Below are 22,624 nucleotides of genomic sequence, written 5' to 3' on the forward strand. Positions count from 1 at the left end.
GTCCTAACCTCCTGCCGACACCCGCTTGATGAGCTGCTTGATCGCCCCGCCGCGCTGGATGTCGCTGCCGATGATGTGGACGATCTCGTTGGGGCCGGGCGGCGGCACCTGGTCCCGGTCCACCACATAGACGCTGGTCTCGGCCCGGGCCGAGTTCCCGAACCGGGTCGGCTCCACCTGCGGGGCCTTCGCCATCACACCCGCGCCCATGGCGTTCATGCGGTCCAGGCTCTCCCGGCCGATCACATCCACCGCGCTCCGCTTCAGCACGAACTCACCCGGCATCAGGGTCCGGGGCACGCTGTCCCGGTTCGGCACCCCGCCCGTGACCAGGCCGCCGGTCGCCATGCCGGGCGCGGCCGGCGCTCCGGTGAAGGCACCGATGACACTGGTCACAATACCCGCGAGGCCGCCCGAGCTGCTGCCCGCACTCGTGGACCCGGTGAGCAAACTCCCGAACAGGGCCTTCATGATCTCGTTCGAGGCGGCCTTGCTCGCGATCTGGAGCATGTCGGTGAGGATCGACGTGGTGAAGGTCTTGAAGGCGTCCTTCCCCTTGACGGTGCCCGACGCGAGCCCGGTGAACAGGTTCGTCATGCTGTTCGACATGCCGCCCATCGCCTGCTGCCAGTAGCCAGCCATCTCCTGCGCCGCCGTCTTGAACTCGCCGGTCTTGCGGTCGATCATCCCGGCCGACGTGAAGAAGTCGAGGGACCCGCGACTGAGCGCGGCCCCGAAGTCGTCCTTCCGCGCCTCCACGCCGCGCTGGAGACCCGCGTTGGCCGCGTACTCGGCCTCCTTCTTCTTCAGCTCGGTGATGCGCTCCTGGATCGCCGCGCGCCCGGTCTCGGACATCAAGCCCTTGTCCCGGAGCTGAGCGAGCTGCTGTTCGAGCGCCAGTTCCTCTGCCCGCACCGCGGCGGCCTGGCCCTCCAGCTTCAGCCGGTCGGCCGCCTGGCGCGCCGCGGTGTCAGCGGCCTGCACCTCGCCGGCCGACACCTTGCCTGAAGTCTCCTCACCCTTCAGGAAGTCGGCCCGGGCCTTGGTGCGCTCGGCCTCCTCCCGGTAGGTCTTCAGCGTGGCCTCACCGATGGCCTTGGCGTTCTCCTCTACCAGCCTGGCGGCGCGGTCGGCATAGCTGCGCTGGATGCGCGCCACCTGGTCCGTCTTCTCGTCGGGCGCGAGGGACGTGAAGCGGTCGCTGGCCTTCTCCCGCTCCAGCTCCTTATCCCGGAGGGCCGCCAGGTCGGTGATGGTGCGGGTGGCCGGCGCGAGGTCGGCCGTCCGGCCCACCGCCCGCTTGTCGAGCGACAGCCGGTCGGACAGGTCCTGTTCGTCACGGGCGAGCTGCCGTTGCTCCAGCGCCAACCGCTTCTGGCGGATGGCCCGGGCGTTGGCCTCCTCCGTCGCCGTGGCTTCCGCCCGCGCCTTCCGGCCAGCGGCCTCACCCTCATCGAGCGCATCCCCGGTGGGGGCCACCAGGCGGTCGGCCCGGGAGGCCTTGGCGTTGAAAGCGGCCAGCAGCCGGGCGACGAACTCGGCCGACGTGTCATCGGCCCGGCCCCCATTCGCAAGAATGGCTTCCCGAGCACGGGCGTCCTTCACGCCCGCGTCGATGAGAGCCTGGATTGCACCCTGGTTCGGATTACGAAGTAATGCCGAGCCGCCGCCCTCGCCCTGGTTGTAGAGCACGTACCTGTTGTCGTCGGACAGGTTCAAGCCCTTCGAGCGAAGGGTCTTGTCGATCTGGTCGAAGTACCGGATCGCGGCCAGTGCCGACTGAGCCACATTGGTGGGATCGGACAGGCCGAAATCGGAGGCGGTGCCCCTAGTGAACTGGAACACGCCGCGCGCCCCGGTGGAGCTGACGGCCTGCGGGTTGAAGTCGCTCTCGAACGACCCGAACCGCAGCAAGGTCCGCAACCGGTCGTTCCGGCCCGCGCCCTCCGCCGCGTCCGCGACCTGGCGCGCCACCGCGTTGGCGCTCTCGGACAAGGCCGAGGTCCGGTTGAACCCGATCGGGGCCGTCACCGCCTCCCGAGCAACCCGCAGCTGCCCCTGCTGGTCCACGATGCCAATGGCCTGCTGCAACAGCTCGCGCACCTTGGCGGCCAGCTCGGCGGCCTTGTCCACGGTGGTGGCCGGGTCGCGGATTTGCTTGTCGAGCTGCGCCACCTGCGCGTCGATCACGGCCTTCTGCCGGCCGAGCGCCCGTTCCTGCGCGGTGAGCACCGCTTCCGTGACCCGCTTGCGAGCCTCCACCAGGCGGTCGGTGTAGCCGGCCAGGCGCGCGTCCAGCTCCTCATTCGCGGCGGCCAGCCGGTCGCGCAACTCGGCCCGGTTCACCACCTCATCCGGGTTGGCGGTCTCGGCCTCGATGAGCTGCCGGGCGATGGCGCGCTGGCGCTCCACCAGCGCCTTCACCTGCGCTTCGATCTCGCCCGGCTCGGCCACGTCGCGCGTGGTGCCGGCGCGCTTCATGAGCGTGTCGATCTGCGCCGCGGTCGCCTTCCGCTCGGCCTGAAGCTCGCGCGTCAGGTCCGGCCGGATGCTGGACGCGATCTCGTCCAGCTCCTTCGTGACGCCGTGCCGGAGGCTCTTGAGCTGGTCCGCGATGCGGGCACCAGCCTCGGTGACCGTCTTGTCGGCCGCGCCGGCTGCCCGCAGGCCGTCCAGGTACTGGCCGAACTCGGCCTCCAGGCGCGCGGCATCGCCCTGCGCCTCCCGGATCGCGGCGACGATCCGGTCCTTCTTCTCGGTGCCGGACAGACCGCGGTCCGCGTCCACCGCGCGGCTGCGCTCGGCCAAGCCAGAAGCCATGTCGGCAGCCCGCTGGCCGAAGGCCTGGAACTCGGGGGCCTGCTGGAGGCGCGACACGTCGGCCCGGGCCGACAGCTCGGCCAGCTTGCCCTGCGCCGCCACCGCGTTGCTGTTGGTCTTCACCGCGTCCGCGAACAAGGCCGCGATCTTGTCGAGCCGGTCCAGGGTGTCGGTGATCCCCGCGAGCCGCACCGGGCTGGCGCCGCTGAGCCGCAGCGGTGCGGCCTCGCGCTCCAGGCGCTGGCGCTCATCCAGGATGAGCTGCTGGTAGCGGGACACCCCGAGCGGATCGTCCTGGCCGAGCGAGGCCGGGTTGCGGATCACGTCCAGCAGGGGCTTCAGGGCGGTGAGGCCGGCGCGGGCGAGCGCCGCGTCATCCGTCCGGGGGCCGGTGACCGGCCGCACCGGGTACCGGGGGTCGGCATACTCGGGAGCCCCTCCGCCGAGCGCATCCGCAATGCGCTGGTCCGCCGAGCGCCGGTCCACGTTGCCTTTCGTGACCAGGGCGTCCAGCTCCTTCGCCGTCACCGCGAACTGGCGCTGCAACAGCTCGGTGTTCTGGCCCTGAAGCTCGGTGCGGAGCCGGCGGTAAGCCGCAATCAGCTCGTCGATGCTGGCCGCGTTGGCCGAGATGGACAGCCCGAGGTCGCCGAACGCCTTCTGCGCCTCCAGGATGGTGTTGCGCCGCAGGACCGGATCAGCATTCAGCTTCTCCCGGCGCTCCAGCAAGAGGCCGAGCTGCTGGTCCACGCCCGAGATGCCGGTCTCGATGGACTGCTGTTCGGACAGCACCTCGTTGCGGACGGCGCGCACCTGGTCCAGGGCGGCCTTCGCGCGTTCGGTGTCCGACAGGATGCGGGCGAGGTAGGCCCCGCCGCCGATCGCCGCGCCGGTCGCCGCGATGGCGAGCACCGCCGGGTTGGCGAGGCCGGCGAGAAGCGGGGCGAGGCTGGCCGCGAGCGCCCCGAGGCGCAGGCCGGCGGCGGCCACCGCAATGGTGCCGAGCCCGGTGCCGACGATGGGGAGCACCACGCCGAGCTTGTCGGCGGCGGCGGTGAGCGCAGCGGCCCCGTCCACCGCGCTGGTAAGGCCGGTGACCATCGGCCGAAGGCTCTTGTCGAGCACCCCGAAGGCCACGTTGTTGAAGCGGGTGAGGCTCGCCGTCAGGCTCTCGTTGGCCTTGGCCGCGCCCTCGGTCGCCGCGCTCGACAGCGTGAGGTCGCCCCCGAGCCTCTTGATGGTGTCGAGCTGGCCGAGCATGGCCGAGAAGGCGGAGGCCGCCCGCAGGTCGAGCGAGCGCAGGGCCTCGGACGTGCCGAAGCCGGCCCGGCGCAGGTTCTCGATGACGCCGATGAGGCCGTTGGCCCGCAGGTCCACATCGGCGAGGCTGAGCCCGACTTGGCGCAGGCCATCCTTCAGCTTGTCGGTGGGGGCGGTGAACTCCTGGAAGAACTGCCGCAGGCCGGTGCCGAGCGTCGAACCCGACTTGATGCCGGCCTGCGCCATGCCGCCGAGCGCCGCCGTCAGCTCGGTGAACGACACGCCGCTGTCACGGGCGACATTCGCCGCATACGAGATACCGAGCTGGAGCTGGTCCATCCCGAGCTTGGTGCGGTTCAGGGCACCCACGAACACGTCGGCCACGTCGCCCGAGCGGCTGGCCTCCAGGTTGTAGGCCCCGAGCACCGAGGTGATGGCCTCCACAGACTGCTGGAGGGTGGACCCGGACGCGGCGGCCAGGTCGAGCACCGGCTTCAGCGTCTGGCCCACGCCCTTGGCGGACAGCCCGATTTGGCCGAGCTGGATGGAGACGTTGGCCAGCTCGATGACGCTGAAGCGCGAGGTCGACGCAACGCTCAGGAGCTGGTCCCGGAAGCCGCCCAACTCGGTGTTGGTGGTCTCGGTGATGGCCTGGAACTGGCGAAGCCGGTCATCGAACTCGGCAATGTCCCGGAGGCCGGTGCGCAGCACCGCGATGCCCGCGCCGATGGCAGCGTAGTTGGCTGCGATCTGAGCCTGAAGCCCGAACAGGTTGCCGCCCGAGCCGCCGGCACCGGCACCGCCGGGTGAACCACTAGGTGGGAGGGGCGGGAAGCCCGAGCCGCCGGCGGCACCGCCCGAACCCGAGCCCGAGCCGCCCCCGGAAGCCGGTGCAGGCGACGGCGACGGGGCCGAAGCGGCCTGCCGGGCCGCCGTCAGGGCCGCGGTCGCGGCACGAAGGTCGGTCTCGGCCTGGCGGAGCTGGTCCCGGAGCCCGGCCTGGACCGGGCTCGCGGCCAGCTCCGCCTTGAGCTTCGTGACCATGGTCAGCAGCGGTTCGACGGATCGCACCGTCCCCGCGAACTGCTCCTGGAGCGCGCGAGCGCCCTGGACCGTCTCGCGGATACCCTGCGCCGTGCGCTGGAGGCCGGAGTTCAGGGCGGCATCGTCCAGGACGATGTCCACACCCACCTGGCCGTTGTCGCTGCTGTTAGCCATTGACCATCTTCGCGAAGGCCAGCATGTCGTCCACGCTGGATAGGTTTTTCTCAGGCCCGGACTGCTTCGCCCCGAAGAGCTGGCCCGCCGTGTAGAGAAGGCTCTCGGTGAAGGACATGGCCCTCACCATCTCGGACTGAGCCTTCAAATCGGTGAGCGTGATTAAATCTTCGAGTGTGTGCGACCAATACACGGCCGGTAGGGCGCTCGGCTTGACGCCGAGCGTGAAGATTACCGTGTCTCGGAAGCTGAGCCCACCAAGCCACTCAGCGACGACCCGACACCCGTCAGTCGATCCCCGTTCGCCTGGAGGCTGAGCAGGTGCTTCTCCAGCCGCCCGAGAAAAAAATCCGACAGGTGCTCTTTCGCGAAGTCGAGCACCGCCGCCCCGTCCTCGATGGTGAGCCGGTGGAGGATGCCGGCGGCGGTCTCGCCGTCGATCCGCCGGCCGCGCTCGTCGCGGGGAGCCAGGCAGATGTCCAGGACGGCCTCACGAGTGGGGGCGTGGAAGTCCACATCAGGCAGCCGCTCGAAGCTGCCGACCACCTCAGCCAGCTCGTTGAGACGGCCGAAGTACATCGTCACTTCGTGCGGCTCGCCGCCGATCTTGATGTTGATGGTCGGGGCGGGGGAAGTTGCCGTCATCTTACATTCTCCGGGATGGCTGTCGGAGAAATGGGTATTGTACAGCCCCGTTCAATACGGGATCAACTTACGTATCGATCGCCTGCGAGGGGATCAACTTCAGCATCCGCAGAACAGCGACGTGAGACCAGACCACGCCGCGAGGCGCCGGGATGCCGGCGCGGGTGAGCCCAGCCGCCAAGGCCGGGAGGCTGGTGGCGCCGGCCGCGCGCAGCTCGGCAATGATGGGCGCGAGGGCCGCCGCGCGCTGGCGCGCCCGCTCGGATCGGGCAACGGCAGAGGCGCGGCTGGCCCGGTGCGCGAGGGCGGGGAGGTGCTGGTAGCGTGGCATAGTACAGAGGTGGGCGCCGGCTTGGCGGCGAGCAAGGCAGTGGTAACTGGTGCGCTGGAGTGGCCGGCTCTCTACCCCGGAAATGCCACGGAAATTCCGGGGAAGTTCCGTGGAAGCGCGGCCTCTACCCACGCCAGTGACAGCTTATGTTTCTGAGTTGTAAAAATTGCGCAATATGCACTCGGAGTTGCATTTCTCCGTTGTGCCCGCCCCGTTTCCACCGATAGCTTGACCGTACCACCTCAACTCAACTCGGGGTGGTTCATGGGGGAAAGCATGAAGAAGGTGTTCACGGTCTGCGCCTTGGCTCTGACCATCGCATCGGTTCTCGGAACTGTCGCTGCCGAGGCACGCGGGCGCTCCGGCAGCCACCGGGTCGGCGGCAGCAACAGCCACGGCAAGGGTAGCCACTACGTCGGCGGGCGCTGACCGGCCGGCCCGGTGCGTGCCATCTCGACACGGCGCGCGGCGGTGCAGGTCAGCGGCGATGCCCCGGGCGCCGGTGATCCCAGCCGCTCAGATCGTGGCGACGAAGGCAAGGCTGGTCGCTGCCTTGCCTATGGAACGCCGCGGAATCTAGGGGGCATTTCACCGGAGTTTCCAGGGAAGTCGAGGTAGCGAGGCGGTAAGCCCGCCAGTCAAGGCTGGTCGCCAGCTCGCGAGCTTCAGGCTCCGATCCGGGCCAGGGTCCGGCTCACCGCCATCGGTGACCAGGTGGTGCCCCGAGGCGGGGCGATGCCGGCCCGGTTCAGGCCAGCCGCCAGGGCGCGGAGGCTTGTGGCCCCGGACGCGCGCAGCTCGCCGATGATCGGGGCGAGGTCGGTGGCTCGGGCTTCGGCCCGGGCCTGGACAGCGGCAACCCCCTTCACCTTGGCTTCGGTGGAGAGGGTGGCACCCCGGTCACCCCCGAGCTTCACCCCGTGCGCCTTCGCTGCCGCGAGCGCGGCCTTGGTGCGGGCCGAGATAGCGCGGCGCTCCTCCTCCGCGACCATAGCCATCACCCCGACCGTGAGCCGGTTGGCGTTCGGCATGTCGGCGGCCACGAACTCGATGCCGGCCTTCTCCAGCCCGAGAAGGAAGCCGGCATCGCGGCTGAGCCTGTCCAGCTTCGCGATGAGGAGCTTGGCCCCATAGACCCGGCACGCCGCGATGGCGCGCTGTAGCTGAGGCCGGTTCGTGTCGGACTTGCCGCTCTCCACCTCCACGAACTCGCCGGCCACCGTCCAGGCCCCACCGTTCAGGTAGTCCGTCACCGCCCGCTGCTGCGCCTCCAGGCCAAGGCCGCTGTCGCCCTGACGCTTGGTGGAGACGCGCAGGTAGGTGACGAACTTGCCCTGAGCCACGGCCGAACCCCTGTCACGAACCAATCATCGAACGTCGATTGGTTCGTGACAGGGATGGCAGAAGCCGACCTTGTTGGTCAACCAAACAAAGACATGAGCAACTCAGATAAAATTCTTGACATCCAACTTAGAAGGGGTGGGTCTTTTTTCTGTATACCTGTTTCACCACAATAACACTAAGTGCAGTTTACATTTCCGGAAAATTTTACTTTTCCCCTTATGGTAGCAATACGTCGAAGTATCGCCGTCCAACCAGTGGCGGGGGAATGCCCGGGAAATACCCTGGAATTTCCCCGGAACTCGTGCCGGTCGGAGTGCTCAGCCCTCAATCCGCTCGAGCACCCGCTGCACGGCCGTTGGGGTCCAGGCCGCACCTCGACGCGTAGTAAGCCCTCGCCGGTTGAGGCCGGTCGCCAGCTTGCGCAGGGACGTGGCGCCTTCGGCTCGCAACTCGGCGATGTCACGCGCCAGGGTCTCGGCCCAGTGACGGGCTTTGGCCGACCGCACCGAGGCGCTGACGGCGGCGGCTCGCCTGGCCTGAGCCGGGAGGTGGTGGTGGGTCGGGCCGCCGAGCTTCACGCCCTGCTCTTTCGCGGCAGCGAGCGCGGCCTTGGTGCGGGCCGAGACCGCCGCACTTTTCGCCTGCGCCACCTCAATCATGGTGTGGATCGTCATCCTGTTGGCTCCGGGCATATCGACTGCAATGAAATGCACCCCCGCCCGCTGAAGCTCCTGGAGGAAATAGACATCATCCGACCGCCGGGCCAGCTCGGCGATGACCAGCGTAGCATCGTCACGGCGACAGAGCTGAATGGCCTCAGCCAACTTCGTCCGGGTAGCCCGCCTGCCGGTCTTGACCTCCACCACCTCTACCTCAGTCACTAAGTACCGCTGATCGTCGTTCAAGAAGTCAGCCACGGCCCTGCGCTGCGCGTCCAGCCCGGGGCCGGAGGTGCCTTGCAGGTAGGTAACGAACTGGCCCCTGGCCATGGCTTGGTACTCCACCCTCAACGTATCACCAGCCTGTACGGGTTAAACGGGCTAAGGATACGAACACTAGAACCCGGACGCGCCGTCACGGAGGACTGACCCAGCTTCCCCGTACAGGCTAACGATACGAAACCGCGCCTGATTGGCCGTCTTCTCGGGCTACGCCGCGGGGCTGAGGCTGAGCAGGTACTGCCGCCAGCCGGGGGAGGTGAAAGGCACACCGCCAGGCCCCGCACGCTCAGCGAGGCGCCGAGCCCACACGGGGTCCGCAGGCAGCCCCACAGCGGCCAGCGAGGCCTGCCAGGCACCCCGCCCGGTCGAACGGCTCGCCGCGCCGGCTGGCGAGCCACTCCAGCACGGTATCGGCACGGTAGTAGCAGGGGCCACCGGTTGTGCGCCGGAACCAGCCGGCGGGCAGCTCAACCGGACCGATGCCCCGTCCCCGCCAGCTCCCCCAGTTGCCCCGGTCAATGTCGAGGCTGCTGACGACGGAGCTGGTGGGGAGAACGGCCCAAGGCGGCAGCCCCCCGAAGTCCACTTCCGAAGGCGCCGGCAGCGTCGCCAAGGTGGTCGGCAGCTTCTTAATAATAGTGCTGGCGAGCCCGATCATCTCAATCTTCCTCTGGATTTTCTACAGTCCAAGAAACGTAAGCATCCCAGGTTTCTATAGATATAGAGCCGCGCTCAAAGCCGTATTCTTCCTCAGCTATATCAACGCCTCCCCAGTTAGTGGGCCTGCACTCTTTAAGCTTATCCAGTACATCTTCCTGAAGGCCGGCTTGCCTCTCGGCTTGTGCAGTTTCAGGTTGAGCTTTCTCAGAAGAGTAGAAGCCTTCGGCATCCCTTGCTCGAGCCTGCGCCAACTTTTGCTGAGGCGGGACGTCCATCTCGACGACGTGATGAGGGCTCACGCAAGTGTCGCAGCCACATCGCGACAGCGTCGGCACGTCCCCGTAATCGAGCCCGGTGAGCAGGCCGTAGATGTACCGCCAAGCCGAGACCGACCACCCTTTTCCTGGGTGTCGAACCTGCGGAGCGCCGCGCTCGCGTTGGTAGGACCCACTGAAGTTGCGGGTGCCTTCGTAGTCCTTCGGAACCCGGTACATCTTGGGCCGCGTGCGCGCCGCTGTGACCGTGCCGGTCCAGTGCCAGCAGCCGTCATCCTGGATGACGATCTTCTTCCGGATGTTGGCCGGCAGGTCCGCAAACTCGCCGATGGGGCGCGTCTGCCCCGGCTGAAACGTAGTGGGGAGCATGGCCCTCTTACCCTCTTTATAGAGAAAGGAACATCCTATTGATGTTACATCCTATTGATGTTCCTCTCTCTCCCCCTTAGCCAATCTCTCTTTACCCCCCACTACGTTTTCCCTTCGGAGGAAAAGAATGAAGAAGATAGAAAGAGAAGGGGGAGAGACTGAACAGCTTGACGTGGTCGACCCTCTTGCGTTTCGCCGGGACCCAGGCCGATGGGACCAACACCATCGGCCTACCCGGCCGGGGTGCCTCCACCGGCCTACCGCCGCGGCGCCCGGCGGAACCGCTTCGGCATCGAGCGTCCACCCGGCCCGTGGCGAACCCCGACCGGCACCAGGCCGCCCCACGGTTCGCGGGCCAGGGTCTCCAGCCGCTCGCGCAGGACAGTGCCGGCCGGCCCCCCGCGCTCAGGGCGGTACCTCACCAGGTAGGCCGTGAAATCCGACGTCAGCCGGAACCTGCCTTTACCGTCCATCTCGTTGCTCTCGTGGGCGCTCTCTTCCGGCATGTCCAAGCTGTACTCGAATAGAATATTCGATATTAAATCCGTTATTTCACACCGTAGTTGATCGGTAATATTATCTCGACCATCGAACAGATAGCTGAACACAAGATCAGCCAGTTTATACTGACGGAACCTTAAAGCCATCGAGGGCCAGTCTCGCGCCTCGCCGCTCATCGTGCAGCCTCCCCGTTGAGGAGCCGCTCGAACGCGGCGACGGGGATCAAGACCTTTCCACCAATCTTAATGCGGGGAAGTCGCCTGTCGATGAACGTGAGGGACCAGCCGGTCCGCTCACGGATCTGCCGGCGGCTCATGTAGTCGTCGCGCTTCAACATAATCCATATCTCCTGCCTGCTAAGAGATGTGCCTGCATATCTTCTTATGCAAATGGCTGCTCCTAGCTGTTAGGAGTGGTCGAAGAGCATCTATCTTCTTCAAATTATTGATTGAAGATCCTGGTCGGGCTCAAGAGCACCCGCACCGGCTTCGAGCGCCCTGCCGGCTCTGCCGTAGTCGTTCCGGGGAAATGCCCTGGAAATTCCACGCCATTTCCGGGGACGCTCATAGGAAACCGAGGTGGATCCAGCACTGGAACCACCTCGCTTCCCCATCGAGGCACGCGGAAGCCGGTGGTAGCGCGACTAGGAGAAGTTGGCTTCTCGCGCGATGAGCCAAGCGTCGAGGTCCGCACGGCGAACACCGAGGCACCGTTCGCTCAGCCTGATGACGCGCGGCCCGCGGCCCGCCTTGAGAAGGCGGCGCATCGTGCTCACGGACACTCCAGCCTCTTGGCAGGCAGCCTGGAAGCGGATGACAGCTCGTTCGGAAGGGGTGACGGATTCATCGCCCGTCGTCATGCTGCGCATGACCATCTCCAATTCACAGTCACGCTGGGTATGAGCCTCGCATGGCAAGGCCTCATCGCAACCCGCACCCAGCGTGCGGGCCAGAATTCGAACTGTGACTGGAATTTGAACTTCGGTGGTTATAGGCGCTCACCGGGCGCCAGACAAGTGGAAGAGCGATCACGGCGCGTCGGACAGGGCCATGACGTGCGCCGCCCACAGGTCCAGCGCCTCCCGCTTCTCCCTCGCGTAGGACGCTCTGTTGTAGACGCCGGCCACCCCCGCCTTGTGTCCCGAGACATGGTTCAGGATCGCCTCAATGATGTGTGGCGCAACCCCGAGCTGATCCGCCATCGTCGTCGCAGCGGTCCGGCGGAGATCGTGCAGGGTCCAGGGCGCCAGAGGCGTCCCCGCCTCCGTGAGCCGGCTGTCCAGCGCATTCTTCGCTCGTGACCAGCCGGAGAAGCCACCAGCCCCCTCACCAAAGACAAGCGAGCGGCCCTCAAGGCGGGGCGCCTCCCGCAGGATCGCAACAGCAGGCGCCGAGAGCGGAACAAGGTGCTCCCGGTGGTTTTTCGCCCGGGCGGCTGGAAGGGTCCATAGGGCGGCGTCCAGATCCAGCTCCGTATCCGCCATGCCGCCCACCTCCTCCCGGCGCTGGGCCGTGAGGATCAGCGTTCGGACGATGCGCCCATAGGCATCGTTGCGGCATGCCCCCCAAAGGGCCTTCAGCTCGGCGTCGCTCAGGACGCGCTCGCGCGTCTTCTCCTCGGCAGGCTTGTGGGTCCCGACTACCGGGTTGGCTTCCGTCAGTCCCTCCCCGATCGCCCACGCGAAGAGCGCCGATAGCGCCGACCGGCTCCGGTTCGCGGACACTCCACCGCTGCTGTCGCGCAGCTCGGTGAGCCTGGCGGCCACGTCGGCGCGCCGAACCTTGTGCAGCGGGAGACCCCGCAGGGGCGCCCAATGCTTCGTCAGGTGAAGCTTAGTCTGGTAGAAGGTCCCGGGCTTCTGCCGGGCCTCGCAGTGCTTCAGGTAGGCATCCGCGACGCTGCCGAGCGTGACAGCGGCAGCCTTCTTCGCGGCGGCCTTCTCGGCGTGCGGGTCGTTGCCGGTCAGGGCCTTGGCGAGAAGCGTCCGGGCCTGTCGCCGGGCTTCATCGACGCTAAGGGTGTCCACTGCACCGATGCTGAGCTTCTTCGTGGCTCGCTGCCCAGGCACCCGGTACTGGACGACGTAGCGGCGGCTTCCCCCTGCGCTGGCGCGGACGCCGAAGCCCTTGACCTCTGCATCCCACAGGAACGCTTCCAGTTTGCCGGGCGGGACAGTCAGAGCGGCGACAGTCTGGCGGGTGAGGCGCTGCGCAGTCATTTTCCGGAAGCCAATCGGAAGCCACAGACCCGAATGCCTGCGGAATCAGGATACCGCTTCTGCGCTCTAAAAACTAGAGGTTCAGAGGGTAAATGGCGCCATTTGGTGGCTTCCGGACGCTCCTGAAAGCTCTTCCTCGAAGACTGGGGGACTAGGGGTCGGAGGTTCGAATCCTCTCGCTCCGACCATTATAAACTCTGGTGAGATAGAGATTTACGACAGGCGGCCTTCGGGCCGCCTTCGTCGTTTATAGGCCCGGGGATCGTTGTGTAGGCTACCGCAGGACCATCTATCGTGCCGCTCTGCTGTGCATTTCCTGTCGGGTCGAACACCATCAGGTGAGTGCCATACCTCACCGGGTTCCATCTCGAGACGAAATCTCACATTCCAGTCTAATGATATTCTGGTTCGGGGCCGATACCCGGCCCCACCCCACGTCATCCCTCACGCCCTTGCATACAACCGATCCGCCCGGCTCTCGAACGCATCCGTGAATTTCCGGAACGCCCGGTCGAACATCTTGCCCATCAGGAGCCCCAGCGCCAGGCTCTTGAACTCGTAGGTGATGAAGAACTCGACCGTGCAGCCGCCGTTCGGCGCCTCGCGGAAGGTCCAGCGGTTCTCGAGATGCCGGAACGGGCCGTCGATGTATTCGGCCAGGATCTTCAGGTTCGGGCGGTCGAGGCGGACCCGGGTGGTGAAGTGCTCGGAGATCGCCTTGTAGCCGACGCCCATGTCGGCCACCAGGGTCTCGGTGCCGTCCTCGCCCTCCTGCTTGCGCAGCACCCGGAGCGAGTCGCAGAGCGGCAGGAATTCGGGATAGCGCTCGACGTCGGCGACGAGGTCGAACATCTCCGTCGGGCTGTGGCGGACGGTGCGGGTGGTGCGGAAGCTCGGCATCGGGTCAGACGGTTCCCAGCCGGTCGAGCCGGGCCTGCTTGAGCCGGGCGAAATCCTCGCCGGCGTGGTGGGAGGAGCGGGTGAGCGGCGTCGCCGAGACGAGCAGGAAGCCCTTGGCGTAGGCCGTGGTCTCGTAGGCCTTGAACGCGTCCGGCGTCACGAAGGACAGGACCGGATGGTGCTTCTTCGTCGGCTGCAGGTATTGCCCGATGGTCAGGAAGTCGACCTCGGCCGAGCGCAGGTCGTCCATCAGCTGGAGCACCTCGTTGCGCTCCTCGCCCAGGCCCACCATGATCCCCGACTTGGTGAAGATGGTGGCGTCGAGCTCCTTCACCCGCTGCAACAGGCGGATCGAGTGGAAGTAGCGGGCGCCGGGACGCACTGTCAGGTACTTCGACGGCACGGTCTCGAGGTTGTGGTTGAACACGTCGGGACGTGCCGCCACCACGATCTCCAGGGCGCCGTCCTTGCGCAGGAAGTCGGGGGTCAGGATCTCGACGGTGGTCGCGGGGCTCAGGCGCCGGATCGCCGCGATGACGGCCGCGAAATGGGCGGCACCGCCGTCACGCAGGTCGTCGCGGTCGACCGAGGTGATGACGACGTGGTGCAGGCCGAGTTTGGCCACGGCCTCCGCCACCCGCTCGGGCTCGGCCGCATCGAGGGCGTCCGGCATGCCCGTGCGCACGTTGCAGAACGCGCAGGCCCGGGTGCAGGTATCCCCCATGATCATGAAGGTGGCGTGCTTCTTCTCCCAGCACTCGCCGATGTTCGGGCAGCCCGCCTCCTCGCACACCGTCACGAGCTTGTTCTCGCGCACGATGGCCTGGGTCTCGGCCCATTTCGGCGAGCCCGGCGCCTTGACGCGGATCCAGTCCGGCTTGCGCAGGATCGGCTGGTCGGGCCGGTGCGCCTTCTCCGGGTGGCGGGGGCGCTGGTCGTTGCGCAGGAGGTCGAGGACGACGGCCATGGGATCCGGGGCGGCAAGGGGTTTGGGGACGACTGCGCCCGCGAACCCCTCGCGGCGCGAACCTGACTTAGGATGTCCGGGCCGCCGGAGCAAATGGGGCGTGACGCGCCGCCGCGCGGCGCGGCATCGATGGTGGCCTTCGCAAGGTCCGCGAAGGCGTCCGGCACGAGGCGTGCCGGCGCCCGGTCGGGCTGGGCCGTCGCGCCAAGGCGCTTCGGTCGATCCCGGTCAGTAACGCCGCTCGCCCCGGACCGCCCGCACCACCGCGATGATGATGACCGCCCCGATGGTGGCGGAGAACAGGTTGCGCCAGAACCCGAAGATCGGGATGTGGAACTGCGCCGCCAGGAAGTTGCCGACCACGCCGCCGATGATGCCGAGCACGATGTTGCCGAGAAGGCCCATGCTGGAATTCATGAAGCGCTCGGCCAGCCAGCCGGCCAGCGCCCCGATGACGATGGCCATCAGGAGGCCGACGCCCGGCTGCCCGAGCGCTCCGTACACGTGACCGTCCATGCTGTTCCCCTGTCTCGCCGCCTCACGCGGCCGAAGGCCTCTAGATGGGGGCGGCGTGGCCGTGTTGCACCGGGCCGCCCGCCGCGATCACCGTAAAACATGACGATGGGGAACCCTGCCGGCGCACGGTCGTTCTGCGCAGGACCCGCGCCACCCCACGGGCGCGGGCCCCGCTGAAGAGAGTTCGTTCCCATGACGCTGAAGACCGCCCTCGCGACGGCCGCCCTCCTGCTCGCCGTCGGCCAGGCCCAGGCCCAGACCGCGACGCAGCCGGAGGCGACCACCGGCGGCATGACGACCCAGCAGGTCAAGACCGCCACGGTGCAGTTCGTCACCCTCCAGCCGACGGCCGCGGTGACCTCGCGCATCCTCGGCACCAAGGTCACCAACGCCCAGAACGAGTCGATCGGCGACATCGCCGATCTCGTGATCGTCGACGGTAAGACCGTACAGGCTGTGATCCTCGGCGTCGGCGGCTTCCTCGGCATCGGCGAGCGCTACGTCGCGGTCAGCCCCGACAGCGTGACCCTGACCCGGGACGGCGACACCTGGAAGGCGAGCGTGAACGCCACCAAGGACGACCTGAACAAGGCTCCGGCCTTCGACTACAAGAAGAAGGGCTGACGCGCCCGCGCCCCGGGCCTGCCCGGGGCGCCCCTCATGCGCCCGTGCCGCGCCGCTCGCGGAACACCAGGGCGAGGTTGCGCAGGTAGATCACCGTGCCGAGGCTCTGGCCGAGGATGAAGACCGGGTCGCGCCGGTACAGCGCGTAGCCGAGCAGCACCGCCGAGCCGCCGAGCGACAGGAACCAGAACGAGAGCGGGATCACGCTGCGCCCGGCCCGCTCGCTGGCGATCCACTGGACCAGGAAGCGGGCGGTGAACAGCCCCTGCCCCACCAGGCCGATCAGCAGCACGAGATCGACCGGGCCGGTGAACAGCGACCAGAAATAGGCGCTGAGCCCGTGCATGATGTCGGCGACCATCGGGCTACTCCGCCTTGCCCTGCACGACTTGCTTGCCCTGCACGACTTGCCCGCCCTGCTCGACCTGCGGCACCCGGCGCCGGCGGCGGATCAGCCACCACACCCCGGCGAGATCGAGGATGCCGACCCAGAGCCGGTCGAACAGGCCGTAATTCGAGCGCCCGGTGAAGCGCGGCCGGTCGACCACGTCGCCATGGACGACGGAAAACCCCTCCCGGGCGACGAGGGCCGGCATGAAGCGGTGCAGCGCGTCGAAATACGGCAGGCGCAGGTAGACCGCCCGGCGGAAGACCTTGAGGCCGCAGCCGGTGTCCCGGGTCGCGTCCTTGAGGATGCGCCCGCGCACCCCGTTGGCGATGCGCGACTGGATCATCTTCCGCCGCCCGTCCTTGCGGCCGACCCGCTGCCCTTGCGCGAGCCCGGCCCGCGGCCCCGCCGCATTCAGCGTCGCCGCCAGCTTCGGGATGAAGGCCGGATCGTTCTGGCCGTCGCCGTCGAGGGTCGCCACCAGTTCGCCGCGCGCCGCCAGCACCCCGGTGCGCACCGCCGCGCTCTGGCCGCAGCTCTCGCGGTGGCGCAGCACCCGCAATTCTGGATGGCGAGACTGCGATTCCGACAGCGCCGCCGGGGTAGCGTCGGTCGAGCCGTCATCGACGTAGATGATCTCGAACGGGCGCAAGGGGGTGCAGGCCGCCGCGATCTCGGCGACGAGGGGGGCGATGTTGCCGGCCTCGTTCTTCACCGGCACCACGACGCTGAGGCGGATCGCCTCCCGATCGGACATGGCGTGGGTGCTTTCTGGCAGGGTCTGGATCACGGCGTCACCGCATAGGCCGACAGGCCGACCGGCTTGCCGCCATTGATGTTGAAGCCCGTCACGCGGCCGACCGGCCGGGGCGGGGTCGCGCCTTCCGCGTCCGCGAAGGCGTTGGCGAAGCGGTCCTCGACATAGACGAGGCGGCAGCCGCCACCCTTGAGGAAGGCGGCGGCCTCCTCGCCGGAATCGAGCATCGCGAGGTCGGTGCCGATGAGGAAGACCAGGCTCGGCTCGCGGTAGCCGAGGGTCGCGACCTTACGGGTCGGGCAAGGCAGCGCGTCGCGGATCGCGGCGAGCCGCGGCGAGACCTTGAGGGCGGCGAGCGCCGGCTGGGTGAGCCCGAACACCGCGGGCCCCAGCAGCGCGCCGGCCAGCACCGCGATCGCCAGCGCACGCTCCGGGAACCCGTCGACGAAGGCGCGCCAGGCCAGGAACGCCACCGCGCTCGCGGCGAGGAGCAGCGGCAGCCCCGCCCACGGGATCACCCCGTCGAGGCGCCAGGCGGCGAGGCACAGGCCCACCGTGAGGCCGGCCGGGATGAACGGCACCAGGAGCGCCACCCAGTGCGCCCCCGGCCGGTCGCGGTGGACCGCGCCCCGGGCGACCGCCGTGACGGCGAGGATCGCCAGCGCCGAGCAGAGCGGCAGCACGTAATGCGGCAGCTTGGTCGGCACCGCCTCGAAGACCAGCCAGGACGGCAGCACCCAGGCGATCAGGAAGGCGACCCCATCCTCCCGACGGTTGGTCCAGGCGAAGGGCAGCGCCATCGCCGCGAAGGCGGCGGCGGGCCAGAAGGTGGCGAAGATGACCAGCAGGTAGGTGCCGGGCGGCGCCCAGTGCTGGGTCTGGGCGGTGCCGACCTTGCCCAGCATGTCGTGCCCGACCGCCTCGCCGTAGAAGGCGGTGCCGCTCTTCAGCGTGATGGCGACGAACCACGGCGCCACCAGGACCAGCACGAGGATCAGGCCGAGGCCCGGCCGCAGCCGCTTGAGCCAGGCGCCGGAGCGCACGGAGACCGAGAGGCAGAGCGCCGCGAGGCCGGCGAACATCGGCACCATCGGTCCCTTGACGAGGATGCCGAGCGCCACCGCGAACCAGAAGGTCAGCACCGTCGGCATGGGGAGCGGGGCTTGCGGCGGCCGGATATGCGCGGCGCCGCGGGTCAGCCAGGCCCGGGCAAGCGCCCCCATGGCGGCGACCGCGCAGGCGGTGAGCAGCGCATCGGTCTTGGCGAGCCGGGCCTCGGCCGACAGCATCACGCTGGCGCCCACCAGGGCGGCGGCGAGGACGGCCTGGCGCCGCGGCAGGAAGGCGAGCGCGGCCCAGTAGCTGAGCAGCACCGTGGCGAGCGCACCGATCAGCGAGGGGATGCGGTAGAGCCAGATCGCCGTGCGGGCGCCCGGCACGCCGAGCGCCTCGCCGGCGGCGACGACCGCGCTCTGGGCCCAGTAGATGCCGACCGGCTTCTTGTGCCGGGCCTCGCCCTGGAAGCGGATATCGACGAACTCGCCCGATTCGAGCATCTGCTTCGAGGCCTGGGCGAAGCGCGGCTCGTCCCGGTCCATCGGCTGGAGCGAGGCGAATCCCGGCAGGAAGCAGACCAGCGACAGGACGACGAGCAGCGCGCAAGCCCGCCCGTGGCTGAGCGCCCCGAGATCGAGGAGGCGCTCCGCGAGACGACCCACGGAGGCGGCGCGGCCGGGGCGGCGCCCGGCGGCAAGGCTCGTCAATGCACAGCTCCGACCCGGGAGAAACCGACGCGAACGGCGCCGGTCGCGGCGGGCGCCCGTGTCGGTGATCCGGTCCGGAAAGTCAATTTTTGCTCGGAGGAGCGGCGTGCCGGCGTCGGCGCGGGCGGCCGCGCGCCCTCACGCCATCTCGAACAGGAACCCGTCCCGGGCGGGAATCGGCACCGACAGGCTCACCCCGCGCGAGGCTCGCGACAGGCGCCAGGGGCGCTCGCGGCCGGCGCGGATCGCCTCGGAGGGGCGTAAGCGGCGGGTGGCGCCGTCCTCGCCGACCTCGTCGATGGTGAGGAAGCCGTAGACGAGCAGGCGCGAGGCCAGCAGCTTGGTGTCGCGGTCGCCCGCCGCCACCGGCAGGGTGCCGGCCTCGTAGACCGTGTCCATCAGGCTGCGCTGGTCGCGCCGCGCGGCGGCGATCCGGGGGCTGGGGGCGAAATCGTGGTCGAGGCCGTGGCTCAAGTCGTGGCTCGCTGGCGCCGCCCGCTCCTTGCGCCGGAACGCCACCACGGTGCCGCCCTCGGCATGGCTCCTCTCACCCGACAGGTTACGCATACGCCCGATACCCTTCGCGACACATCCGCCGCCTCCAAAGGGGCCGCGGCGATGTGCAGGATTCGATGAATCGGCTTAACGCCCGATTGACCCTGACAGGCTGCGTCCCGTGCCGGATCGGTGCAGGCCGACGTGCCCGGCTCGGCGCCCTCGCCCCTTCCTGCCGGCGCGTGTATGAGCGCGACGCCCGCGTGGAAGACCCCGAAGGAAACGCCGCATGACCGAACCGGCCCCCTCCCGCCCGGCGCCTGCCTTGGCGCCCGCCCTGGCGGTGGAGGACCTGGCCTGCCGCTTCGGCCGGGTGCAGGCCCTCGCGGGGGTCTCGCTCACCGTGCGACCGGGCGAGGTGATGGCGCTGCTCGGCGATTCGGGCTGCGGCAAGAGCACCCTGCTGCGGGTGGTGGCCGGGCTCGAGGTGCCGGATTCCGGCACGGTGCGGCTCGACGGGCGCCTCGTCGCCGGCGACGGCGCGCGCGTGCCGCCGGAGGAGCGCGGCGTCGGCCTGATGTTCCAGGACTACGCCCTGTTCCCCCATCTGACGGTGCGCGAGAACATCCGCTTCGGCCTGAAGGGCCAGCCCCCCGCCGCCCGCGAGGCCGCCGACGAGCTGCTGGAGCAGGTCGGCCTCGCGGGCCATGCCGGCTCCTATCCCCAGACCCTGTCGGGGGGCGAGCAGCAGCGCGTGGCCCTCGTGCGGGCGCTCGCGCCGGGGCCGCGGCTGCTGCTCCTCGACGAGCCGTTCTCCAACCTCGACCGGCGCATGCGCGACCGGGTGCGGGAGGACACCGTGGCGCTCCTGCGCCGCACCGGCACCACGGCGCTCATGGTCACGCACGACCCCGAGGAGGCGCTCGCGGTGGCGACCCGCATCGCGCTCATGCGCCGCGGCCGCATCGTCCAGGTCGCCACCGGGGAGGCGCTGTATCGCCGCCCCGAGAGCCTGTTCGCCGCCCGCTTCCTCGCCGATGCGGCCGAGATCCCGGCTCGGGTCGAGGCCGGCCGGGCCGGGACACCCTTGGGCGTCGTGCCGGCCTCGCACCTGCCGGAAGGGGCCATGGTCCGGGTCTGCCTGCGGCCCGAGGCCCTGCGGGTCGCGAGGCCCGGCGAAGGCATACCCGCGCAGGTCGTGCGCCGCACCTTCCTGGGGGCGGCGAGCGTGCTGCATCTCGGGGTGCCGGGCCTCCCGATCCCGCTGCGCGCCCGCCTGCCTGGGCCCGGCCTCTACGGACCGGGCGACGCTGTCGGGGTGATGCTGGTGCCGGAGGCAATCCTGGTCCTGCCCGACGACGAGGACGGCTGAGACGCGATACGGGGCCGCTTCGAACGGGCCCCGACCCATCGTCGGCGCCGACCCCGACCGCTGCGCCTCCGGCCGCACTCGCGCACGACACCGGAGAAAAAATTCACTCCCGTCCCCACCGCGACAATGCGCAGCCATTGCCGGCTTACCGCCGCGCGCCACAACTAGGCCATAAGCACGGGCGACCGTTTCGGTCTGGCAGGAGGTGGAGCGTTGTTGCAGCCGCGGGATGGGTACCGCACCCTGTCGGGGCGGCGGGCGGTGGTGGTCGGGGCGGGGCCGGGGGGCCTCGCGGTGGCGCTGATGCTCGCTCGCGACGGCGTGCAGGTGACGGTGATCGAGAAGGAGGAGAGCGTCGGCGGGCGCACCCGCACGGTCACGGCGCCGGGCGGCTACAAGTTCGACATCGGGCCGACCTTCTTCCTCTATCCCCGCATCCTGGCCGACATCTTCGAATCCTGCGGCGAGCGGCTGGAGGACCACCTCACCCTCGAGCGGCTCGATCCCCAGTACCACCTCGTCTTCGAGGGCGGCGGCGAGATCAAGGCGACGCCGGACGTCGAGCGGCTCGAGGCCGAGATCGCCCGCATCGCGCCCGACGACGCGAAGAACGTGCGCCGCTTCCTGAACGACAACCGCCGCAAGCTCGCGGCCTTCATCCCGGTCCTGCAGCAGGCCTGCGACTCGATCCGCAGCTTCGCCTCGCCGGCGATGCTGGCGGCCCTGCCGCTCCTGCGCCCGCACGCCACCGTCGACCGCGACCTGACGCGCTACTTCAAGGACCCGCGGGTCCGCCTCGCCTTCTCGTTCCAGACCAAATATCTCGGGATGTCGCCGTTCCGGTGCCCGAGCCTGTTCACCATCCTGAGCTTCCTCGAATACGAGCACGGGGTCTATCACCCGGTGGGCGGCTGCGGCGCGGTCTCGGAAGCGATGGCGGGGCTTGCCCGCCGCCTCGGCGTCGAGATCAAGCTCGGCACCTCCGTCGACCGGGTGCTGTTCGAGGGCAAGCGCGCCGTTGGCGTCGAGGCCGGGGGGGAGCGCATCGCTGCCGATGCGGTCGTCATCAACGGCGACTTCGCCAAGGTCGTGCCCGAACTGGTGCCGGAAGTTCGCCGGCCGCGCTGGCGCGACGCCAAGGTGGCGAAGGCCCGCCTCTCCTGCTCGACCTACATGCTCTATCTCGGCATCGACGGCCCGATGCCGGAGAGCCTCGGCCACCACACCATCCTGCTGTCCGAGGATTACGCCCGCAACATCCGCGAGGTCTCCGACGGGGTGCTGCCGATGCAGCCCTCGATCTACGTCCAGCATGCCGGCTACACCGACGGCGGCATGGCCCCTCCCGGCCAGACCAGCCTCTACGTGCTGGTGCCGGTGCCGAACCTGCGCGCCGGGATCGACTGGGCGGCGGTCGGCCCGTCCTACCGGGCGCTGGTGCTCAAGCGGCTGGAGAAGCTCGGGCTCACCGACATCGAATCGCGCATCCGCTACGAGCGCGTCGTCGACCCGACCCAGTGGCGCGACGAGTTCGCGGTGCACGAGGGCGCGACCTTCAACCTGTCGCACGATCTCGGGCAGATGCTGTATTTCCGGCCCCACAACCGCTTCGGGCCCGGGCTCTACCTCGTCGGCGGCGGCACCCATCCGGGCTCCGGCCTGCCGGTGATCTACGAGGGCGCGCGCATCACCGCGCGGCTGATGGCCGAGGATCTGGCCCTGGAGCCGGCCCCCGCCCGCGGGATGCCGCTCGCCGCCCCGAGCCTCGGGGAGGCCTCGTGAGGCGCGCGCCGCTTGCCGCCGCCCTGGCCGCCGCCGTCTTGGCCGGCGGGCTGACCGCCGCGGCCGCCGGGGCCGACCTCTCGGTCGAGGTCGACGGGGTCGAGCCCGGCGCAGGCCGGATCTTCGTCGCGCTCTGCACCGGGTCGCTCGCCGAGGAATCCTGCCGCATCGGCCAGAGCGGGCCGGCCGCGGCCCAAAGCCTGCGCTTCGGCTTCACCGAGGTGCCGCCGGGCACCTACGCGGTGGCGGCGTTCCAGGACCTCGACGGCGACGGGCGCCTCGGCCGCACGGGCTTAGGCCTGCCGACCGAGCCCTACGGCTTCTCGAACGGCGCCGGCCGCCGCGGCCGCCCGGATTTTGCCGCCGCCGCCTTCCGGCTGCCCGAGGCGGGCACCGCCTTGCGGGTGCGGCTCACCCGCGCCCTGCCGGCCCGGTGACTCGAAGCGCGGTGGCGGCACTCCCTCGGAATGCCGCAAAG

At 69.1% G+C, this 22,624-nt stretch carries 21 protein-coding genes; 5 read left to right on the forward strand and 16 right to left on the reverse strand.

Annotation, left to right across the window (positions count from 1 at the left end):
• Window positions 1-3: 3 nt before the first annotated feature.
• The 3 genes from HBB12_RS07365 to HBB12_RS07370 form a co-directional block, all read right to left on the reverse strand.
• Window positions 4-5,298: a phage tail tape measure protein gene (locus tag HBB12_RS07365; protein WP_236988744.1), complete on the reverse strand. Its 5,295-nt coding sequence runs from the start codon at window positions 5,296-5,298 to the stop codon at window positions 4-6.
• Window positions 5,291-5,416, reverse strand: coding sequence for a hypothetical protein (locus tag HBB12_RS34250; RefSeq protein ID WP_272913253.1), 126 nt, complete (start codon window positions 5,414-5,416; stop codon window positions 5,291-5,293). Before HBB12_RS34250 ends, HBB12_RS07365 begins: the two co-directional genes overlap by 8 nt.
• 113 nt (window positions 5,417-5,529) lie before the next feature.
• Window positions 5,530-5,943 (reverse strand): hypothetical protein, encoded by a 414-nt coding sequence (locus HBB12_RS07370; RefSeq protein ID WP_236988745.1) that lies wholly within the window; start codon window positions 5,941-5,943, stop codon window positions 5,530-5,532.
• A gap of 607 nt (window positions 5,944-6,550) precedes the next feature.
• On the opposite strand from HBB12_RS07370, the gene HBB12_RS07375 reads away from it, so the two are divergent.
• Window positions 6,551-6,703 (forward strand): hypothetical protein, encoded by a 153-nt coding sequence (locus HBB12_RS07375; protein WP_236988746.1) that lies wholly within the window; start codon window positions 6,551-6,553, stop codon window positions 6,701-6,703.
• A gap of 236 nt (window positions 6,704-6,939) precedes the next feature.
• Here the strand turns inward: HBB12_RS07375 and HBB12_RS07380 are convergent, their stop codons facing one another.
• From HBB12_RS07380 to HBB12_RS07420, 9 genes are all read right to left on the reverse strand, one after another.
• Complete coding sequence (locus tag HBB12_RS07380) at window positions 6,940-7,617, reverse strand: recombinase family protein (protein WP_236988747.1); 678 nt, start codon at window positions 7,615-7,617, stop codon at window positions 6,940-6,942.
• Window positions 7,618-7,935: 318 nt separating this feature from the next.
• Window positions 7,936-8,607 carry a recombinase family protein gene (locus tag HBB12_RS07385; protein WP_236988748.1) on the reverse strand — a complete coding sequence of 224 codons (672 nt, stop codon included), beginning with the start codon at window positions 8,605-8,607 and terminating at the stop codon, window positions 7,936-7,938.
• A gap of 611 nt (window positions 8,608-9,218) precedes the next feature.
• Window positions 9,219-9,863 carry a hypothetical protein gene (locus HBB12_RS07390; RefSeq protein WP_236988749.1) on the reverse strand — a complete coding sequence of 215 codons (645 nt, stop codon included), beginning with the start codon at window positions 9,861-9,863 and terminating at the stop codon, window positions 9,219-9,221.
• 257 nt (window positions 9,864-10,120) lie between these two features.
• Window positions 10,121-10,540 carry a hypothetical protein gene (locus tag HBB12_RS07395; protein WP_236988750.1) on the reverse strand — a complete coding sequence of 140 codons (420 nt, stop codon included), beginning with the start codon at window positions 10,538-10,540 and terminating at the stop codon, window positions 10,121-10,123.
• Window positions 10,537-10,701 carry a hypothetical protein gene (locus HBB12_RS07400; RefSeq protein ID WP_236988751.1) on the reverse strand — a complete coding sequence of 55 codons (165 nt, stop codon included), beginning with the start codon at window positions 10,699-10,701 and terminating at the stop codon, window positions 10,537-10,539. The genes HBB12_RS07395 and HBB12_RS07400 overlap by 4 nt, the downstream gene beginning before the upstream one ends.
• Before the next feature lie 690 nt (window positions 10,702-11,391).
• The gene (locus HBB12_RS07405; protein WP_236988752.1) at window positions 11,392-12,582 is read right to left on the reverse strand and encodes a tyrosine-type recombinase/integrase; all 1,191 of its coding nucleotides are present in this window, start codon (window positions 12,580-12,582) and stop codon (window positions 11,392-11,394) included.
• A gap of 444 nt (window positions 12,583-13,026) precedes the next feature.
• Window positions 13,027-13,482 carry a type II toxin-antitoxin system RatA family toxin gene (locus HBB12_RS07410; protein ID WP_048431019.1) on the reverse strand — a complete coding sequence of 152 codons (456 nt, stop codon included), beginning with the start codon at window positions 13,480-13,482 and terminating at the stop codon, window positions 13,027-13,029.
• A gap of 4 nt (window positions 13,483-13,486) precedes the next feature.
• A complete protein-coding gene (lipA, locus tag HBB12_RS07415; protein WP_236988753.1) occupies window positions 13,487-14,449 on the reverse strand; it encodes a lipoyl synthase in 963 nt (320 codons plus the stop codon).
• A 228-nt stretch (window positions 14,450-14,677) separates the two neighbouring features.
• Entirely contained in the window at window positions 14,678-14,965 is a 288-nt protein-coding gene (locus HBB12_RS07420; protein ID WP_236988754.1) for a GlsB/YeaQ/YmgE family stress response membrane protein, read from the reverse strand.
• Between the two features lie 192 nt (window positions 14,966-15,157).
• On the opposite strand from HBB12_RS07420, the gene HBB12_RS07425 reads away from it, so the two are divergent.
• Window positions 15,158-15,589 carry a PRC-barrel domain-containing protein gene (locus tag HBB12_RS07425; RefSeq protein ID WP_236988755.1) on the forward strand — a complete coding sequence of 144 codons (432 nt, stop codon included), beginning with the start codon at window positions 15,158-15,160 and terminating at the stop codon, window positions 15,587-15,589.
• A 34-nt stretch (window positions 15,590-15,623) separates the two neighbouring features.
• Here the strand turns inward: HBB12_RS07425 and HBB12_RS07430 are convergent, their stop codons facing one another.
• The 4 genes from HBB12_RS07430 to HBB12_RS07445 form a co-directional block, all read right to left on the reverse strand.
• Window positions 15,624-15,950 (reverse strand): lipid-A-disaccharide synthase N-terminal domain-containing protein, encoded by a 327-nt coding sequence (locus HBB12_RS07430; RefSeq protein WP_203158195.1) that lies wholly within the window; start codon window positions 15,948-15,950, stop codon window positions 15,624-15,626.
• A gap of 4 nt (window positions 15,951-15,954) precedes the next feature.
• Entirely contained in the window at window positions 15,955-16,734 is a 780-nt protein-coding gene (locus HBB12_RS07435) for a glycosyltransferase family 2 protein (protein ID WP_236992692.1), read from the reverse strand.
• A 29-nt stretch (window positions 16,735-16,763) separates the two neighbouring features.
• Entirely contained in the window at window positions 16,764-18,497 is a 1,734-nt protein-coding gene (locus HBB12_RS07440; RefSeq protein ID WP_236988756.1) for an ArnT family glycosyltransferase, read from the reverse strand.
• Window positions 18,498-18,635: 138 nt separating this feature from the next.
• A complete protein-coding gene (locus HBB12_RS07445) occupies window positions 18,636-19,064 on the reverse strand; it encodes a hypothetical protein (RefSeq protein WP_236988757.1) in 429 nt (142 codons plus the stop codon).
• 217 nt (window positions 19,065-19,281) lie between these two features.
• Here HBB12_RS07445 and HBB12_RS07450 point away from each other — a divergent pair, with 217 nt between their 5' ends.
• The 3 genes from HBB12_RS07450 to HBB12_RS07460 all read left to right on the forward strand — a co-directional run bounded on the left by HBB12_RS07450 (window position 19,282) and on the right by HBB12_RS07460 (window position 22,583).
• Window positions 19,282-20,364 (forward strand): ABC transporter ATP-binding protein, encoded by a 1,083-nt coding sequence (locus tag HBB12_RS07450; RefSeq protein WP_236988758.1) that lies wholly within the window; start codon window positions 19,282-19,284, stop codon window positions 20,362-20,364.
• Window positions 20,365-20,577: 213 nt separating this feature from the next.
• Window positions 20,578-22,146 carry a phytoene desaturase family protein gene (locus HBB12_RS07455; RefSeq protein ID WP_236988759.1) on the forward strand — a complete coding sequence of 523 codons (1,569 nt, stop codon included), beginning with the start codon at window positions 20,578-20,580 and terminating at the stop codon, window positions 22,144-22,146.
• Complete coding sequence (locus HBB12_RS07460) at window positions 22,143-22,583, forward strand: DUF2141 domain-containing protein (protein WP_236988760.1); 441 nt, start codon at window positions 22,143-22,145, stop codon at window positions 22,581-22,583. Before HBB12_RS07455 ends, HBB12_RS07460 begins: the two co-directional genes overlap by 4 nt.
• Window positions 22,584-22,624 lie beyond the last annotated feature (41 nt).

The organism is Methylobacterium sp. SyP6R, from assembly GCF_019216885.1.
Taxonomy (GTDB): Bacteria; Pseudomonadota; Alphaproteobacteria; order Rhizobiales; family Beijerinckiaceae; genus Methylobacterium.